The sequence below is a fragment of the Burkholderia sp. 22PA0099 genome, from assembly GCF_047497165.1.
GTDB lineage: Bacteria > Pseudomonadota > Gammaproteobacteria > Burkholderiales > Burkholderiaceae > Burkholderia.
The window spans coordinates 1,791,852-1,809,486 of sequence record NZ_CP163165.1 but is presented as its reverse complement, the minus strand read 5'-3'; the positions used below and the strand labels follow the sequence as shown (position 1 = coordinate 1,809,486).

Sequence of the window (17,635 nt, the reverse complement as noted above, 5' to 3'; positions counted from 1 at the left end):
CCTCTCGAGACGGCGTAGTGTTTCAGGTCTTCGTGAGGAGCGGCCACCGCTCGTAGAACCGGTTTCTTTCAAATCGCTCCTCCATCCGAAGTATCGAAATGAGCGTCTATGTGGCTGTCGAGTTGGCCGTAAAGGATCCGGAGGCCCTGAAGCGCTATTCAGCAGCGGCAGGCCCCGTCGTCGAACAATTTGAAGGCGAGTTCATCGGCCGTGGCGCCTGGGAGGTACTGGCTGGAGAGCCGGCCTTCGAAAACGGTGCGATTATCAGCTTCATCAATCGCGAGACGGCGATCGCCTGGTACAACTCGGCCGAATATCAGGCGACCCGGGCAGACCGCTTGGCCGGCATGGAATGCCGTTTTCGACTGATCGGCTAGCCGACGATCCAAGCGCCCGGAGGATCTGCCTCCACGCCCGCATCGTTTGCCCCTCCCGCAGCGTTCCGACCGGAGTTTGGGCGTGTCGGAAAGGCTAAGTAGAGTACGTTCGGTTGCCGATGCAACGGCGGCCACTTCGCAACTGCGCGCCAGGCTCGACCTAATCGTGTGTGCACACCCTGAGCCGACGTCCCTCATCCGCTGCATGGCCCGCTGCATCTCCAGCTCGGTACGCGGCCCCAGCCATTCGGTCGCCAGTTCCGACGCCCGACGACGCATCCCTTCGGCGATGTGGTCACGGGAAATGATGAGGTCTTTGCCGGTGTTGTCCTTGCCGCGCAGGACGACGTGTGTGTGCGGGTTGTCGGTGTTCCCGTGATCGACCGCGCCCCATTCCAGCCGCGTGCCCAGGTCGGCCTTCATGCGCGCCATCAGGTGCCGCGTGTAGGTGCGCAGGTCGTCGAGCTGTTCGGCCTCCTCCGGAGAGACGATGAACCGGAACTGGTGCCGGTCGCGTTCGCCGTGCCGAAGGTCTTGATGGCGACCACCCGGCGTTTCTCGCGTTGCTTTTCGAGCGCAGGTGATATGCCCTTGAGGACGGTTTTCCGCGCGTCCGGGAGCAGTTCGCGCGCCATCGCCAAAGAAATACCGTCAGGGCCATCGCGCCCGAGGGTCAGCGTTTCCCGGCGTCCGTTGAACCGGTAATCGTAGCGGAAGGTGACGGTACCGCTGGGTGATACCGTCACGGACATCCCATCACGGTCAGAAGCCTGATAAGTCTTGGACTTGGGCTTCAAGTTACGCAGTGCAGCGTCGGTAAGCATCGAGGTTTCCTCCAGCTTTTTGACGGCGTTACCGTCAGGGACCAGGAGACCTGTTGATGCCTGGAAAGCCGCATAAAACAAGCTTTCCCGAGAAGCCTTTTACCGTCAAAGACGGTAAAAGGCTGAATAGTGAACGGGAGGGTCTTAATTCGGCCTCGATTCTTACCGTCAGCTTTACCGTCGACCTGTTTTGCTGGCCGGCGACAGCCACCGATAGCTGCCGCGACGTATTTTTTCAAAATCAACACGTTACGAGTACTTTTCGATAGCTGGCGACAGTTCTCGAAGGACGTGAATTCACTCCCACTCGATCGTCGCCGGCGGCTTCCCCGACACGTCATAAACAACCCGATTGATCCCGCGCACCTCATTGATGATGCGGTTCGACACCCGCCCCAGCAACGCATAAGGCAAATGCGCCCAATGCGCCGTCATGAAGTCCGTGGTCTGCACGGCACGCAGCGCCGTCACGTAGTCATACGTCCGGCCATCGCCCATCACGCCGACCGACTTCACCGGCAAAAACACCGCAAACGCCTGGCTCGTCAGGTCGTACCACGACTTGCCGACCTGCGACGCGTCGCAAATGCCGGCCGCCACATCCTGCTCGTTGGCGATCGTCGCACGCAGTTCCTCGATGAAGATCGCATCGGCGCGGCGCAGCAGATCCGCGTAATCGCGCTTCACTTCGCCGAGAATCCGCACGCCGAGGCCCGGGCCCGGGAACGGATGGCGATAGACCATCTCGGGCGGCAGGCCGAGCGCCACGCCCAGCTCGCGCACTTCGTCCTTGAACAGGTCGCGCAGCGGCTCCAGCAGCTTCAGGCCGAGCGTTTCCGGCAGGCCGCCGACGTTGTGGTGGCTCTTGATCGTGGTGGCCTTCTTGGTCTTGGTGCCCCCCGATTCCACGACGTCCGGATAGATCGTGCCCTGCGCCAGCCACTTCGCGTTCGACAGCTTCTTCGCTTCGGCCTGGAACACCTCGACGAACTCGCGGCCGATGATCTTGCGCTTCGCTTCCGGGTCGGTCACGCCGGTCAGATGGCCGAGAAACTGCTCGGACGCATCCACATGCACGACCTTCGCGTGCAGGCGGCCCTGGAACATGTCGAGCACCATCTGCCCTTCGTTCAGGCGCAGCAGGCCGTGATCGACAAACACGCAGGTCAGCTGATCGCCGATCGCGCGATGGATCAGCGCCGCGGCCACGCTCGAATCCACGCCGCCGGACAGGCCGAGAATCACCTCCTCGTCGCCCACCTGCTCGCGGATCAGCTTCACGGCCTCTTCGATGTGATCGCGCATCACCCAATCGGGCTTCGCGCCGGCGATCTCGAGCACGAAGCGTTCGAGGATCTGGCGGCCCTTCATGGTGTGCGTGACTTCGGGATGGAACTGCACGGCGTAGTAGCCGCGCTCCTCGTCGGCCATCGCCGCGATCGGGCAGCTCGGCGTCGAGGCCATCAGCTTGAAGCCGGGCGGCAGTTCGCCGACCTTGTCGCCGTGGCTCATCCACACCTTCAGCATGCCGTGGCCTTCGCCGGTCGTGAAATCCTCGATGCCGTTCAACAGGCGCGTGTGGCCATGAGCGCGCACTTCCGCGTAGCCGAACTCGCGGTGGTCGCTCCATTCCACCTTGCCGCCAAGCTGCACGGCCATCGTCTGCATGCCGTAGCAGATGCCGAGCACCGGCACGCCGAGATCCCACACGGCCTGCGGCGCGCGCAACTGGTGATCTTCGTAGGTGCTGGCATGGCTGCCGGACAGGATCACGGCCTTCGGCGCGAACGCGCGGACGAATTCGTCGGTGACGTCGTTCGGATGGATTTCGCAGTAGACGTGCGCTTCACGCACGCGCCGCGCGATCAGTTGGGTGACTTGCGAACCGAAGTCGAGAATCAGGATTTTGTCGTGCATGGCTGCGGACGCGAAGATAAACAAACGGGTAAGAAAAGCAGCGCACGCGGCGCTGCATCTGAATCGGAAACCATCCGGGCGCGAGGCCCGGCGAACGCCACGCTCGGGTGGCGCCCGGTCAACCGTGGAACGGCGGCTTCGGAGGCTCGCTGTGGGCGGCCGGCGTATCGGTCGCTCGGCCGGTACCGCTCGGCTCGTACGGACGCGTGCCGGCGGCGGACCCGGCCGACGACGGCGCGGCATACGACGGCGCCGGTTCGGTGACCGATGCCGCCCGCGCACCGCCAATGCCCGGCTCGACGCGCGTGGCGGCCGGCTGCGGCTGCGGCGGCACGACGACCGGCGCGGGCTGCTGCGCCGCGGCGTTGCGCGACGCCTTGGCCTCGACGGCCCGCACGCGCTCGCGCTTGCGCACCGTGGAGGCAAGCTGCACGCCACCGAGCCCGATCACGACCAACAGCGCCGCCGTGACGACCGACACGAGCTGACCGAACGCGGTCAACTCCGGCCGGTGCAGGCCGATCAGCCAGACCACCATCACCACGCCGATCAGCCAGTTCACATGGCCGACCGCACGGGCGACGCCGGACGTCAGATCGCCGTTGACCGACGCATGAAACGCCAGCCATGCCAGCCCGAGCAACGCAATGCCGAATGCCTGCCCCACCATGGCTGGATCGACCTGAACCAGTTGCAACGCGTCGTACAGCCCCTTCCAGGGCGTCAGCACGAACAGCACACCACCTGCGAGCAGCAGCAGGGCATCGATAACGAGTACGACGCGCAGCAATGGCTTCATGAGCGATCAGTCCACGTGGTAGTTGGGGGCTTCCTTGGTGATTTGCACGTCGTGGACATGCGACTCGCGCATGCCGGCAGCCGTGATCTGGACGAACTCGGCCTTCTCGTGCATTTCGGTGATGGTGCGGCAACCGCAATAACCCATGCTGGCGCGCACGCCGCCGACCAGTTGGAACAGGATCGCGTTGACCGAGCCCTTGTAGGCCACACGGCCTTCGATGCCTTCCGGCACGAGCTTGTCGATGTTCGCGGAATTGTCCTGGAAGTAGCGGTCCGCCGCGCCGTCCTTCATCGCGCCGACCGAACCCATGCCGCGATACGACTTGTACTGGCGGCCTTGATACAGGAACACGTCGCCCGGCGCTTCTTCCGTGCCGGCCAGCATGCTGCCCATCATCACCGTATTCGCGCCGGCGGCCAGTGCCTTCGACACGTCGCCCGAGAAGCGCACGCCACCGTCGGCGATGCAGGGCACGCCGGTGCCGCGCAGCGCTTCGGACACGTTGGCGATCGCGCTGATCTGCGGCACGCCCACGCCGGCGACGATTCGCGTCGTGCAGATCGAACCGGGGCCGATACCGACCTTGACCGCATCCGCGCCGTACTCGACCAGCGCCCTGGCGGCCGCCGCGGTGGCGATGTTGCCGCCGATCACTTCGACGTGCGGGAAGTTCTGCTTGACCCAGCGCACGCGCTCGAGCACGCCCTTGCTGTGGCCGTGCGCCGTATCGACCACGATCATGTCGACACCGGCCTGCACCAGCAGTTCGACGCGCTCTTCGTTGTCCGCGCCCACGCCCACCGCCGCGCCCACGCGCAGCTTGCCGTGTTCGTCCTTGCAGGCGTCCGGGTGTTCGGTCTGCTTGGTGATGTCCTTCACCGTCATCAGGCCGCGCAGTTCGAACGCATCGTTGACGACCAGCACGCGCTCCAGGCGGTGGCTGTGCATCAGCGCCTTCGCTTCGGCGAGCGGCGTGCCTTCCTTGACGGTGACGAGACGCTCGCGCGTGGTCATGATCGACTTGACCGGCTCGTCGAGACGCGATTCGAAACGCAGGTCGCGGTTCGTCACGATGCCGACCAGTTGCGGGCCTTCGACCACCGGGAACCCCGAAATGCCATGCTGGCGCGACAGGTCGATCACATCGCGAACCTTCATCGTCGGCGGCACCGTGATCGGGTCACGGACCACGCCGGACTCGAAACGCTTGACCTTCGCGACTTCGCGCGCCTGCTCGGCGGGCGTGAGGTTCTTGTGGACGATACCCACGCCACCCTGCTGCGCCATCGCAATGGCGAGGCGACCTTCCGTGACCGTATCCATGGCGGCGGACACGAGCGGCATGTTCAGGGCGATGTTGCGGGTGAGCTGGGTTTTGAGGCTGGTGTCGCGCGGCAGGACATCGGAGAAAGCCGGGACGAGGAGCACGTCATCGAACGTGAGTGCTTTTTGGATAAGACGCATGGCAAATCCTATGGGCGCAAAAGCAGATTATACGCGATACCGAGCGGATTTTCACCACCCGAACAACGGCTTAGCGGCCCGCCCGGCGCGGCGTTCGGTTTGCACTTCGCGGCGGGTTCGTCCGGATTTCGCGCCCGCGCGGCCATGTTCGAATACGAAAATTCCTAGCTTCGGCGGCCTGCCGAGCCGCCCGGGCGACGCGGAAAACCCCTGCGTCGAATAAGGGCATCCGAACCGCGACGCATCCGCGCGGGCGGCCAGCCACGCCCGACAATCCGTCCCCCATGCAGGATTCGACAAGACGCCCGGCCGCGCGAACCGTTACGATGCGCTCCCTCATCGTTTCAGCCAGTGCAAGGAAAATCATCATGCAGCGCGGAGTCATGTATGGGGTGTTGGCCGGCGCCCTCTGGGGCATGGTGTTTCTGGTGCCCAGGCTGCTCGCCGACATCTCGCCGCTGGTGCTCAGTGCCGGCCGCTACACCATGTACGGGCTCGTGTCGGCCGCCGTGGCGCTGCCGATGGCGCGCTCGCTGCTCGCCCGCCTGACGCGCGAGGACCTGATCGCGCTGGTGCGGCTCGCGATCGTCGGCAATCTCGGCTATTACATGCTGCTGGCGAGCGCCGTGCACCTGATCGGCATCGCGCCCACCTCGCTGATCGTCGGCGTGCTGCCCGTCACGGTCACGTTCGCGGGGTTGCGCGACGCCGACGCCGTGCCGCTGCGCCGGCTCGCCCTGCCGCTCGCGCTGGTCGCGGCCGGCATCGTCTGCATCAACATCGATCTGTTCACGTCGAGCGCGGCCCAGGCCACCTCGACGCTCGACAAGCTGACCGGCATCGCCTGCGCCACCGGCGCGCTGGCCAGCTGGACCTGGTACGCCGTGGCCAACGCGCGCTACCTGCGCCGCCATCACCGCTTCGACGGCAACGAGTGGTCGGCGTTGTGGGGCATCGTCACGGGGCTGGTTGGGGCGTTGGCGTGGCTCGTGCTGGCCGTGTTGCCGTCGGGCGCGGTCGCGATGCCGGCCGCCGGCGGCTGGCCGATGTTCTGGCTGCTCAATCTCGCGCTGGCGATCGGCGCGTCGTGGCTCGGCAATGGTCTGTGGAATGCGGCGTCGAAACGCCTGCCGCTGACGCTGACCGGCCAGTTGATCGTGTTCGAGACCGTGTTCGCGATGCTGTACGGCTTCGTGTTCGAGGCGCGGATGCCGCGCGGGCTGGAAATCGCCGCGCTGGGGCTGTTGCTGGCCGGCGTCTACGGCGCGGTGCGCCGCCACGGCGATGCCGCGCCGCCCGCCGCCGGGCCGGGCAGCCCCGATCTCGAACAGTCGTCAGCGGAACGGCACCGCACGGCGCACTGACGCACGATGCCACCCCGAAACGCGGCCAGCCGTGGCAGCACAGCCCAACGCAAGATCAGGCGGAAACCCGCCATGGAAGACCGACCGGGCAACCCCGGCCGCTGAGACTCAGCGCGAATCCTTCGGCATCCACTTGCGGCCTTCGATCGAGCCTTCGCGGCGCGTCTTGTCGACACGGCGCTGGCGCGCGGCTTTCGGATCGACGATCAGCGGCCGGTAGATTTCCACGCGGTCGCCGTCGTGCAGCGGCGCATCGAGCGGCGCGAGCTTGCCGAACACGCCGGTCTTGGCGGCATCGAGATCGATTTCGGGATGCTGCGCGACGATCCCGCTCGCCTCGATCGCATCGCGCACCGAGGCGCTGTCGGGCACCGACACGTCGATCAGCGTCTGGCAGGTCGGCAGCGCGTAACACACCTGAACGGCCAGCATGGTCAGCCCTTCCCGTACAGGTGATCGGCGCGCTTCACGAACGAATCGACAAACGTGTTGGCGATATGGCTGAACACCGGGCCGATGATCTTTTCGAGGATCACGTTGGTGAATTCGTAGTGCAGCGAGAACTCGATCTTGCAGGCATCGGCGCGCAGCGGCGTGAAGCGCCAGTAGCCCGTGAAGTTCTTGAACGGGCCGTCGGCGAATTCCATGTCGATGCGATGCGGCCGCTCCTGCGTGTTGCGGGTCGCGAAGTGCTGCCGAATTCCCTTGAAATTGATGTCGATCCGCGCCTCCATGCCGGTCTCGTCCTGGCGGCGCACTTCGACGCCGCCGCACCAGGGCAGGAAGTTCGGGTAATCGGCCACGTCGGTCACGAGGTCGAACATCTGTTCCGCCGAATGGCGGATCAATACGGTTTTGTGGACATCTGCCATAAATCTCGCGGCATCAAGAGTGGAGGCCAAGCCGGGCCAAGTGCGCCCCGCTTTGCTAAAATCGCGATTTTAAACGAGTTGGCCATTTCCTTTCATGAGCATCATAGACAACAGAAAGGCATTCTTCGACTACCACATCGAAGAGCGCTATGAAGCAGGGCTTGTGCTCGAAGGATGGGAGGTCAAGGCCTTGCGTGCCGGCCGCGGCCAGATCAAGGAAGGCTACGTGATCGTCAAGAACGACGAAATCTTCCTGATCGGCACCCATATCAGCCCGCTGCCGGAAGCGTCGACGCACATCCAGCCCGACCCGGTCCGCACGCGCAAGCTACTGCTGCATCGTGACGAGATCAAGAAACTGATCGGCAAGGTCGAGCAGCGCGGCTACACGCTGGTGCCGCTGAACTTCCACTACAAGGCCGGCCGGGTCAAATGCGATATCGGCCTCGCCAAGGGCAAGAAGCTCCACGACAAGCGCGAAACGGAGAAGAAACGCGACTGGGAGCGCGAAAAGGCGCGAATCATGCGCGATGGCGCCCGCACCTGAAAGCGGGCGGCCCGGGCGACGGCAACCTCCACCGCCCTGCCCCATCAAGACAAATGGCCCGCTTCGAGCGGGCCATTTCATTGGGGTCGCGCAACCCTCGCGCGATGGCGAACGTCGTTCAGCCCTTGGCCGCCCCGCCCGGCGCACCACGCTTGACGATCGTCAGCGCCGAAGCAATCGCCGTGCTCAGATCGGACATATCCGCCGGCACGATCAGCGTGTTGCCCTGCTTGGCCAGATTGCCGAACGCGCTCACGTACTGCTCGGCCACCTTCAGGTTCACGGCATCCATGCCGCCCTGCGACTGAATTGCCTCGGCGATCTTGCGAATGGCCGCGGCATTGGCCTCGGCCACCGCCAGGATCGCCGACGCTTCGCCCTGCGCCTGGTTGATCGCGGCCTGCCGTTCGCCTTCCGACTTCTGGATCGCCGCCTCACGCGCGCCCGAGGCCAGGTTGATCTGCTCCTGCCTGCGGCCCTCGGAGGCCGCCACCAGCGCGCGCTTCTCGCGTTCGGCCGTGATCTGCGCCTGCATCGAATGCAGGATTTCCTTCGGCGGCGTCAGATCCTTGATCTCGTAGCGCAGCACCTTGACGCCCCAGTTCGACGCGGCTTGATCGAGCGACGACACGATGCTGTGGTTGATGAAATCGCGCTCCTCGAAGGTTTTGTCGAGTTCGAGCTTGCCGATCACCGAGCGCAGCGTGGTTTGCGACAGTTGCGTGATCGCCAGCACGAAGTTGCTCGATCCGTACGACGCCTTCATCGCGTCGGTGACCTGGAAGTACAGCACGCCGTCCACCTGCAACTGCGTGTTGTCGCGCGTGATGCAGACCTGGCTCGGCACGTCGAGCGGAATTTCCTTGAGAATGTGCCGATACGCGATGCGATCGATGAACGGCAGCACGATGTTCAGCCCCGGCGACAGCGTGGCGTGATAGCGGCCGAAGCGTTCGAGCACCCAGGCGTGCTGCTGCGGCACGATCTTGACCGTCTTCGACACGATGACGAACACGATCACGAGAACCACGACCCAGAATATGAGCGCAGACATGACGGCTTACCTCCTTTGTTATATCGATTGAGCGAGGATCGGGGGCCCGGCTCTCAGGTCCGGGCCTTGGCGGCGACGATCAGGCAGTTTCCCCGTACTGCACGCACCTCGTAGAGCTGCGCATCGTCGCGCTCGCCTTCGGCGAGTTCGATGTCCCAATCGGCGCCGCGATACGGCGCGCGCGCCCGGCGATTCTGCCAGTGCGGCACCGCAATGGTGGCGCCGATATCGAGATTCACGTCGGGATTGGCCGATGCGTCGCGCTTCTGGCGCCGCCCGATGCCGGAGCGACGCAACACCACGAGCAACAGCACCGACACGATCGCCGCGGCGGCAACCTGCCAGTGCAGCGGGCCGCCGACCAGATGCACGAGCCCGCCGGCGACAAAGCCGATCGCAATCATCAGCAGATAGAACGTGCCCGTCAGCAACTCCGCGACGGCCAGCACACCTACGCCGATCCACCAGAACCACTGCGCTGCCTGCATGTCGGTCTCCAAACGAAAACACCCCGGAATTACCGGGGTGTTTATAGCACAGACCTGAGGCTGTTCCGGCCCCTCGGCCGCGAACGGCAGGCGAGGCGAATCAAGGACTGCTTATTTCATCGACCTACTTCGCCGATTTCGCGAGCGCCTGCCACGTATCGATGACCGTATCCGGGTTCAGCGAGATCGACAGGATGCCCTCCTCGGTCAGCCATTGCGCGAAATCCGGGTGATCGGACGGACCCTGGCCGCAAATGCCGACGTACTTGTCGAGCTTGCGGCACGCGTCGATCGCGCGCTTGAGCATGAACTTGACGGCCGGATCGCGTTCGTCGAAATCGACGGCCAGCAGTTCCATGCCCGAATCGCGGTCGAGGCCCAGCGTGAGCTGCGTCAGGTCGTTCGAGCCGATCGAGAAGCCGTCGAAGTACTCGAGGAACTGCTCGGCCAGGATCGCGTTCGACGGCACTTCGCACATCATGATCAGGCGCAGGCCGTTTTCGCCGCGCTTGAGGCCGTACTTGGCCAGCAAGCCGACAACGCGTTCCGCCTGCTTCACGGTGCGCACGAACGGCACCATGATCTCGACGTTGGTCAGGCCCATCTCGTCACGCACGCGCTTGAGCGCGATGCATTCCATCTCGAACGCCTGCGCGAAATCCTCGGAGATATAGCGCGATGCGCCGCGGAAACCCAGCATCGGGTTTTCCTCGTCCGGCTCGTAGCGCGAACCGCCGATCAGCTTCTTGTACTCGTTCGACTTGAAGTCCGACAGACGCACGATCACGGGCTTCGGATAGAACGCCGCGCCGATCGTGGCGATGCCTTCCATCAGCTTGTCGACGTAGAACGCACGCGGCGAGGCGTGGCCGCGCGCGACGCTCTCGACGGCCTTCTTCAGATCCGCATCGATGTTCGGATACTCGAGGATCGCCCGCGGGTGAACGCCGATGTTGTTGTTGATGATGAACTCGAGACGCGCGAGGCCGACACCGGCGTTCGGCAGTTGCGAGAAGTCGAACGCGAGTTGCGGGTTGCCGACGTTCATCATGATCTTGACCGGGATGGCCGGCAGTTCGCCGCGCTGCACTTCGGTCACTTCGGTTTCGAGCAGGCCGTCGTAGATCTTGCCTTCGTCGCCTTCCGAGCACGACACCGTGACCAGCGAGCCTTCCTTCAGCACGTCGGTGGCATCGCCGCAACCCACCACGGCCGGCACGCCGAGCTCACGCGCGATGATCGCCGCGTGGCAGGTACGGCCGCCGCGGTTCGTGACGATCGCCGCCGCGCGCTTCATCACCGGCTCCCAGTTCGGGTCGGTCATGTCGGCCACCAGCACGTCGCCCGGCTGCACGCGTTCCATTTCCGACGGATCGTTGATCACGCGCACCGGGCCCGCGCCGATCTTCTGGCCGATCGCCCGGCCGGTCGCCAGCACTTGCGACTGGCCCTTCAGCTTGAAGCGCTGCTCGGCCTTGCCGCTGGCCTGGCTCTTGACCGTTTCCGGACGCGCCTGAAGGATGAAGATCTTGCCGTCGCGGCCGTCCTTGCCCCACTCGATGTCCATCGGACGCTCGTAGTGCTTTTCGATGATGACGGCGTACTTGGCCAGCTCGATCACGTCCTGGTCGGTGATCGAGTAGCGGTTGCGCTGCTCGCCCGGCACGTCGACCGTCTTCACGCGGCCCGGCTCGCCCGGCTGCGTGAACTCCATCTTGATCAGCTTCGAGCCGATCGAGCGGCGGATGATCGGGTACTTGTCCTGCGCGAGCGTGGTCTTGAAGACGTAGAACTCGTCCGGATTCACAGCGCCCTGCACGACGGTTTCGCCCAGGCCATAGCTCGACGTGACGAACACGGCATCCTTGAAGCCCGATTCGGTGTCGATCGTGAACATCACGCCGGCCGCGCCGACGTCCGAACGGACCATGCGCTGCACGCCGGCCGACAGCGCCACTTCGGCGTGCGTGAAGCCCTTGTGGACGCGGTACGAAATCGCGCGGTCGTTGTAGAGCGACGCGAACACGTGCTTCATGCGATCGAGCACGTCTTCGACGCCGACGACGTTCAAATAGGATTCCTGCTGACCGGCGAACGAGGCGTCCGGCAGATCTTCGGCGGTGGCCGACGAACGCACGGCGAACGACAGCTCTTCGGGCGAGCTGTTGCACAGCACGACGAACTGTTCGCGGATTTCGGCCTCGAGACGCGGTTGCAGCGGTGCGTCGACGATCCACTTGCGGATTTCGGCACCCGCGACGGCGAGCGCCTTCACGTCGTCGATATCGAGCGACTCGAGGCGTTTCGCAATGCGATCGGTGAGGTCGTTGTGAGCGAGGAAGTCGCGGAACGCGAGTGCCGTCGTCGCATAGCCCGTGGGTACGCGAACACCAGCTTGCGAAAGCTGGCTGATCATTTCGCCGAGGGAGGCATTCTTGCCCCCGACGATCTCGACATCGGTCATCCGCAACTGCTCGAACGGGATTACATACGCCTGGTCCTTTGCGACGTTTGCTGCGTTAGTCATACAAGCCCCTAAGTGTGAAAAAAATTCACGATCGGGCGATTGGGCTCGGGCGCGGCCGCCTATAAGAAGCGGGAGCGCGCATCGCACGACCTGTTGGATAAGCGGTCGCCAGAACCGGCGCAGCTTGTAAAAATCCCGGCAGAAGGACGAAATAACAGACAAATCGCCCAATTTGCCGGGAACGCAAGCCAGCCTCGGTAAAAAAGTCGCGAACATGACGGCTTTTCCACAACGGCTTATCCAACAGGTTGGCCGCTATTCTACCGTGCCCGGTGCGCGATGTGACAATCGACGCTCGGCGCGAGCCTCGAAAGCCGGGCACGCCCGCCTCCCGCAAGCCCGCCGCGCATGCCCGCGAGGCTCGAACGGTGCACGCACGCCCTGCTAGAATGGCCGCTTCCGGCCCGCACGAGGCCGCCATCGCAGCACGTCAGCGCTCACGATTCATGCTTCCAACCGTTTTCATCGTCTCCGACGGCACGGGGATCACCGCCGAGACCTTCGCGCACTCGATCCTGTCCCAGTTCGACCAGAAATTCCGGCATGTGCGCGTGCCGTTCGTCGATTCGCACGACAAGGCGTATCTGACGGTGCAGAAGATCAACGACGCGGCGCAGCTCGACGGGCGCCGCCCGATCGTGTTCACCACGCTGGTGGACAGCGAATCGAACGAGATCGTGAAGCGCTCCAACGCGCTGGTGCTCGACATGTTCCAGCGCTTCGTGGAGCCGCTCGAACAGGAGTTGCAACTCAAGTCGACCCATGCGATGGGGCGCGGCCACCAGAACGCCGACACCGAGGAATATAAAACCCGGATCGAGGCGATCAACTTCTCGCTCGCGCACGACGACGGCCAATCGGACCGCAACCTGGCGGAGGCCGACGTGATCCTGGTGGGCGTGTCGCGCAGCGGCAAGACGCCGACCAGCCTCTATCTGGCGATGCAGTACGGCGTGAAGGCAGCCAACTATCCGCTGATTCCCGAAGATTTCGAACGCGGCAAGCTGCCGGGGGAACTGGCGACGCATCGCGAGAAGCTGTTCGGGCTGTCGATCGATCCGCAACGGCTCTCGGAAATCCGCAACGAGCGGCGCCCCGGCAGCAAGTACGCGTCGCCCGAGAACTGCCGCTACGAGATCAACGAGGCCGAGGCGATGATGCGGCGCGAGGGGATCAGTTGGTTGTCGTCGACGCACAAGTCGATCGAGGAAATCGCCACGACGATCCTCCAGGAAATCAAGCTCGACCACCTGTCGTACTGAGCGGGCCGACGCGGGCCGATTGCCGCGCCCGCGGCGCATGAAAAAAGCGGCGGCCCACCGAAGTGACCCGCCGCTTCCATCCCGCATGCGTTGCGTTGCCGCCGGTTCAGCGCTTGCGCTGTTGCCGGCACTGCTCGAACAGGCAGACGGCCGCCGCTGCCGCCACGTTGAGCGATTCCATGCCACCGGGCTGCGGAATCGTCACGCGCAAGCCGGCGGCCTCGCGCCAGGCGGCCGACACGCCCGCCCCTTCATTTCCGAACACCCACGCCACCGGGCCGCTCAGGTCGCAGTCGTCGATCGCCTGCGCGCCGTGCGAATCGGTCAACGCGACCGGCACGCCGAGACGCGGAATCAGCGCATCGGCGTCCACGTCCTCATGAATCTGCAACAGGAAATGCGCGCCCATGCCCGAGCGCAGCACCTTCGACGACCATGCATAGGCCGTGCCGCGCACGCAGAACACCTGGCCGATGCCCGCTGCGGCGGCGCTGCGCAGGATCGAACCGACGTTGCCGGCATCCTGCACGCCGTCGAGCACGACGGCCGTTTGCGTCACGCGTTCCGGCAGTTCGGCGGCGGGCCGTTCGACCAGCAGCAGCATGCCAACGCCGTTGACGACGCTCGACAACTGGCCGAACAGCGCATCGGGCAAGGACACCACGCGCTGCGGTTCGACGCGCGAGACGATCGCATGCGTTTCGTCGTGCGCGAGCGCGCCGTCGGTCACGACGCAGAGTTCGGGCTGGCCGCATGCGTCGAGATAGGCCGACGCGAGGTGGAGCCCTTCGAGCAGCGCTTGCGCGCCGCGGCGTTGCTGCTGCGTCGAGCCCGCCAGCGCCTTCAGGCGCTTGTACAGCGGGTTGTCGCGCGAGGTAATCAGTTTCATCGGACGATATCGAGCGCCGCGCGCACCGGCGCGAACGAGCGTCGATGGTGCTCGCACGGCCCGTGCTCGCGCAGCGCGGAGAGGTGTTTCGGCGTGCCGTAGCCGGAATGGACGTCGAAACCGTAGAGCGGGAAGCTCGCGTGCAGATCGACGAGCAGGCGGTCGCGCGTGACCTTCGCGATGATCGAGGCGGCCGAGATGCTCGGCACCAGCGCGTCGCCGCCGATGATCGCTTCGCTGCGGATGGTCAGCGGCGGGCAGCGGTTGCCGTCGATCTTCGCGAGCGTCGGCACCACCGACAGCCCTTCGACGGCACGCCGCATCGCCAGCATCGTGGCATGCAGGATATTGATCGTATCGATTTCCTCGACGCTGGCCGACGCCACGCACCAGGCAAGCGAGCGGGCAACGATCTCGGCGTAGAGCGCCTCGCGCTTCTTCGCGCTGAGCGCCTTCGAGTCGTCGAGGCCGACGATCGGCCGCGCGGGATCGAGGATCACGGCCGCCGCAACCACCGGGCCGGCCAGCGGGCCGCGTCCGGCTTCGTCCACGCCGCAGACGATCTCGCCCGGCGCGTCGAACGCGAACCCGGGCTGCTCGGCCACGACGATGGCCGACGCGCCGCGCTTCTCGCGGATAACGTTCATGCGCGCGGCTTCCGGTTCGCCACCACCCGCTCGACCGCCTCGGCCGCGCGCGCGGCCGTGTTCTGGCGCAGCGAAAGATGCATTTCGGTGAAGACCTCGTGGAGCGTGCGGCGGTTGGCGTCGTCGCGCAACTGCGTGAGCGTCGCATCGGCCAGCGCCTCGGGCGTCGCGAAATGCTGAAGCAGTTCGGGCACCACGAAACGGCCGGCCAGGATGTTCGGCAGCCCGACGTACGGCAGATAGCCCTGCCGGCGCATCACCTGCCCCGTCAGCCAGGGCACCTTGTACGAGATCACCATCGGCTTCTTGAGCAGCGCCGCTTCGAGCGTCACCGTGCCGCTCTTGACGAGGATCGCATCGGCCGCCGTCATGGCCACCTGCGAGCGGCCGTCGGTCAGCGTCAGCGGCAGTTGCGGATGCGCATCGACGAGCGGCTGCAGCAGGCTGCGCAACTGCGGCGTGGCCGCCGGCATCACGAAACGCACGCCCGGCTCGCGCTGGTGCATCAGCGCCATGGCCGCGAAGAACGTCGGCCCGATCAAGCCGATTTCGGAGCGCCGGCTGCCCGGCAACACCGCGATCACGGGGCCGCTTTCGGGCAGCCCGAGCGCGATCCGCGCGCCGCGCGTGTCGGGTTCGAGCGGGATGTCGTCGGCCAGCGGATGGCCCACGTAGGTCGAGGCCACGCCGGCCTTCTCGAGCAGCGCCGTTTCGAACGGAAACAGACACAGCATGTGATCGACCGACTTGACGATCTTCTTGATCCGCCCGCCGCGCCAGGCCCAGATCGACGGGCACACGAAGTGGACGGTCGGAATGCCGGCGTCGCGCAGCGATTGCTCGACGCCGAAATTGAAGTCCGGCGCATCGATGCCGACGAACACGTCGGGCGGCTCGGCCAGCAACTGGCGCTTGAGCTCGGTGCGAATGCGCAGGATGCCGGGGATTTCCTTGAGCGCCTCGACATAGCCGCGCACCGTCAGGCGATCCATCGGCCAGTGCGAATCGAAGCCGGCCGTCATCATGCGCGGCCCGCCGATGCCGTAGTAGTGCGCGGAACCGGGCAGGCGCGCGTGCAGCCCGCCCAGCAGCGACGCGCCGAGCAGGTCGCCCGACGGCTCGCCCGCGACGAGCGCGAGACGCAGCGGGGTCGAAGTGAGCGCCATCGTCAGCGGATGATGCCGCGTTGGGAGGCGTCGATGAAGTCGACGAAGGCCGTCAGCGCTTCCACGCCCTCGCCGCCCGCAGCCACCAGCTCGCGCAGTTCGGCCTTGGCCTCGTCGAGCGTCTTGCCGCTCTTGTAGACGACCCGGTACGCGCTGCGCAGCGTGCTGATCGACTCGGCCGAGAAGCCGCGGCGGCGCAGCCCCTCGACGTTGATGCCGTGCGGCACGGCCTTGTTGCCGGCCGAGATCACGAACGGCGGCACGTCCTGAACCAGCGCCGATGCGCCGCCCAGCATCGAATGCGCGCCGATCCGCACGAACTGGTGCACGCCGGACATGCCGCCGACGATCGCCCAGTCGCCCACCTCGACGTGCCCCGCCATCTGTGCGTTGCTCGACATGATCACGTGGTTGCCGACCCGGCAATCATGGCCGATGTGCACGTAGGCCATGATCCAGTTGTCGTCGCCGAGCGTGGTCACGCCGGTGTCCTGCACGGTGCCGGTGTGGATCGTCGTGAATTCGCGGATGGTGTTGCGATCGCCGATCACGAGCCGGGTGGGCTCGTCCTTGTACTTCATGTCCTGCGGACGCCCGCCGATCGACGCGTAATGGCCGATGCGGTTGTCTTCGCCGATCGTGGTGTGCCCTTCGATCACGCTGTGCGAGCCGATCGTGGTGCGCGCGCCGATCGTCACGTTCGCGCCGATGATCGCGTACGGGCCGATCTCGACCGTGGCGTCGATCTGCGCGCCCGGTTCGATGATGGCCGTGGGATGAATCCTGCTCATGCGCGGTTGCCTCTCTTAGTCAGTCGTGCCTCGGTTGCGCCGCGCGTCGCTCAGGGCGCCGCGTCGGCCGGCTTCACCGTGCACATCAGTTCGGCTTCCGCCGCCACCTTGCCATCGACTTCCGCCGTGGCCGAGAACTTCCAGATGCCGCGAATATAGCGCTGGAACTTGACGTTCAGGATCAGCTGATCACCCGGCTCCACCACGCGCTTGAAGCGCGCGCCGTCGATGCCGACGAAGTAGTACAGCGAATTGCTCGGATCGACCGTGGACGATTCCTCGCTGAACGTGAGCAGCGCGGCGGCCTGCGCCAGCGCCTCGATGATCAGCACGCCCGGCATCACCGGACGCTGCGGAAAATGGCCCTGGAAGAACGGCTCGTTGATCGTGACGTTCTTCAGGGCTTTGATGCTTTCGTGCGGGGTGAGTTCGAGCACGCGGTCGACGAGCAGAATCGGATAACGATGCGGCAGCAGCGTGAGAATCTTGTGGATGTCGAAATTGATTTGTTCGATGCTCATGATGGTTCGTCTCACGCAATCACTGCGCGGTGATGATGCAAATGCCGAGGACCGCCCGAAGCGCGGAGCGGCCCTGTTTGATCGCGGTGGCAGCCGATCCCGGCCGAGCACCGCGCCCTGTTT

17 protein-coding genes and 2 pseudogenes are annotated in these 17,635 nt (G+C 65.1%); 4 read left to right on the top strand and 15 right to left on the bottom strand.

Annotated features, from left to right (window positions below; all coding sequences use genetic code 11):
- The first annotated feature begins 98 nt into the window (after positions 1-98).
- Positions 99-377, top strand: coding sequence for a DUF1330 domain-containing protein (locus AB4851_RS23660; RefSeq protein ID WP_414451681.1), 279 nt, complete (start codon positions 99-101; stop codon positions 375-377).
- A gap of 198 nt (positions 378-575) precedes the next feature.
- On the opposite strand, the pseudogene AB4851_RS23655 reads toward AB4851_RS23660, so the two are convergent.
- The 5 genes and pseudogenes from AB4851_RS23655 to guaB all read right to left on the bottom strand — a co-directional run.
- Positions 576-899 (bottom strand): annotated as a pseudogene (locus AB4851_RS23655) (type VI secretion protein); the annotation flags it as partial.
- A gap of 2 nt (positions 900-901) precedes the next feature.
- Positions 902-1,201, bottom strand: a pseudogene (locus tag AB4851_RS23650) (Arm DNA-binding domain-containing protein); the annotation flags it as partial.
- Between the two features lie 297 nt (positions 1,202-1,498).
- A complete protein-coding gene (guaA, locus tag AB4851_RS23645; RefSeq protein WP_414451680.1) occupies positions 1,499-3,118 on the bottom strand; it encodes a glutamine-hydrolyzing GMP synthase in 1,620 nt (539 codons plus the stop codon).
- A gap of 118 nt (positions 3,119-3,236) precedes the next feature.
- On the bottom strand, positions 3,237-3,917 hold the full coding sequence (locus AB4851_RS23640; RefSeq protein ID WP_414451679.1) for a hypothetical protein: 681 nt from the start codon (positions 3,915-3,917) through the stop codon (positions 3,237-3,239).
- A 6-nt stretch (positions 3,918-3,923) separates the two neighbouring features.
- A complete protein-coding gene (gene guaB, locus AB4851_RS23635; RefSeq protein WP_414442165.1) occupies positions 3,924-5,384 on the bottom strand; it encodes an IMP dehydrogenase in 1,461 nt (486 codons plus the stop codon).
- Positions 5,385-5,752: 368 nt separating this feature from the next.
- Here guaB and AB4851_RS23630 point away from each other — a divergent pair, with 368 nt between their 5' ends.
- A complete protein-coding gene (locus AB4851_RS23630) occupies positions 5,753-6,748 on the top strand; it encodes a DMT family transporter (RefSeq protein WP_414451678.1) in 996 nt (331 codons plus the stop codon).
- Positions 6,749-6,856: 108 nt separating this feature from the next.
- Here the strand turns inward: AB4851_RS23630 and AB4851_RS23625 are convergent, their stop codons facing one another.
- Together AB4851_RS23625 and AB4851_RS23620 are read right to left on the bottom strand one after the other, a co-directional pair.
- The gene (locus AB4851_RS23625; RefSeq protein ID WP_414451677.1) at positions 6,857-7,180 is read right to left on the bottom strand and encodes an RnfH family protein; all 324 of its coding nucleotides are present in this window, start codon (positions 7,178-7,180) and stop codon (positions 6,857-6,859) included.
- A gap of 2 nt (positions 7,181-7,182) precedes the next feature.
- A complete protein-coding gene (locus AB4851_RS23620) occupies positions 7,183-7,620 on the bottom strand; it encodes a type II toxin-antitoxin system RatA family toxin (RefSeq protein WP_414442168.1) in 438 nt (145 codons plus the stop codon).
- Positions 7,621-7,714: 94 nt separating this feature from the next.
- Between AB4851_RS23620 and smpB the strand changes: the two genes are divergently transcribed.
- Positions 7,715-8,167: an SsrA-binding protein SmpB gene (smpB, locus tag AB4851_RS23615; protein ID WP_414451676.1), complete on the top strand. Its 453-nt coding sequence runs from the start codon at positions 7,715-7,717 to the stop codon at positions 8,165-8,167.
- 118 nt (positions 8,168-8,285) lie between these two features.
- On the opposite strand, the gene AB4851_RS23610 is transcribed toward smpB, so the two are convergent.
- From AB4851_RS23610 to ppsA, 3 genes are all read right to left on the bottom strand, one after another.
- Positions 8,286-9,221, bottom strand: coding sequence for an SPFH domain-containing protein (locus tag AB4851_RS23610; protein ID WP_414451675.1), 936 nt, complete (start codon positions 9,219-9,221; stop codon positions 8,286-8,288).
- A gap of 53 nt (positions 9,222-9,274) precedes the next feature.
- Positions 9,275-9,709: an NfeD family protein gene (locus AB4851_RS23605; protein WP_414451674.1), complete on the bottom strand. Its 435-nt coding sequence runs from the start codon at positions 9,707-9,709 to the stop codon at positions 9,275-9,277.
- A 124-nt stretch (positions 9,710-9,833) separates the two neighbouring features.
- Positions 9,834-12,236, bottom strand: coding sequence for a phosphoenolpyruvate synthase (gene ppsA, locus AB4851_RS23600; RefSeq protein ID WP_414442172.1), 2,403 nt, complete (start codon positions 12,234-12,236; stop codon positions 9,834-9,836).
- 446 nt (positions 12,237-12,682) lie between these two features.
- Here ppsA and AB4851_RS23595 point away from each other — a divergent pair, with 446 nt between their 5' ends.
- Positions 12,683-13,498, top strand: coding sequence for a pyruvate, water dikinase regulatory protein (locus tag AB4851_RS23595; RefSeq protein WP_414442173.1), 816 nt, complete (start codon positions 12,683-12,685; stop codon positions 13,496-13,498).
- Positions 13,499-13,604: 106 nt separating this feature from the next.
- On the opposite strand, the gene AB4851_RS23590 is transcribed toward AB4851_RS23595, so the two are convergent.
- Genes AB4851_RS23590 through fabZ form a run of 5 tightly spaced genes read right to left on the bottom strand, consistent with a single transcriptional unit; the run spans position 13,605 to position 17,512 of the window.
- Positions 13,605-14,387 (bottom strand): TrmH family RNA methyltransferase, encoded by a 783-nt coding sequence (locus AB4851_RS23590; protein WP_414451673.1) that lies wholly within the window; start codon positions 14,385-14,387, stop codon positions 13,605-13,607.
- Positions 14,384-15,034: a ribonuclease HII gene (gene rnhB, locus AB4851_RS23585; protein WP_414451672.1), complete on the bottom strand. Its 651-nt coding sequence runs from the start codon at positions 15,032-15,034 to the stop codon at positions 14,384-14,386. The genes AB4851_RS23590 and rnhB overlap by 4 nt, the downstream gene beginning before the upstream one ends.
- Entirely contained in the window at positions 15,031-16,200 is a 1,170-nt protein-coding gene (gene lpxB, locus AB4851_RS23580; protein WP_414451671.1) for a lipid-A-disaccharide synthase, read from the bottom strand. The genes rnhB and lpxB overlap by 4 nt, the downstream gene beginning before the upstream one ends.
- Before the next feature lie 2 nt (positions 16,201-16,202).
- Positions 16,203-16,991 carry an acyl-ACP--UDP-N-acetylglucosamine O-acyltransferase gene (gene lpxA / locus AB4851_RS23575; RefSeq protein ID WP_414451670.1) on the bottom strand — a complete coding sequence of 263 codons (789 nt, stop codon included), beginning with the start codon at positions 16,989-16,991 and terminating at the stop codon, positions 16,203-16,205.
- 50 nt (positions 16,992-17,041) lie between these two features.
- A complete protein-coding gene (fabZ, locus tag AB4851_RS23570) occupies positions 17,042-17,512 on the bottom strand; it encodes a 3-hydroxyacyl-ACP dehydratase FabZ (protein WP_414442178.1) in 471 nt (156 codons plus the stop codon).
- Positions 17,513-17,635: the final 123 nt, after the last annotated feature.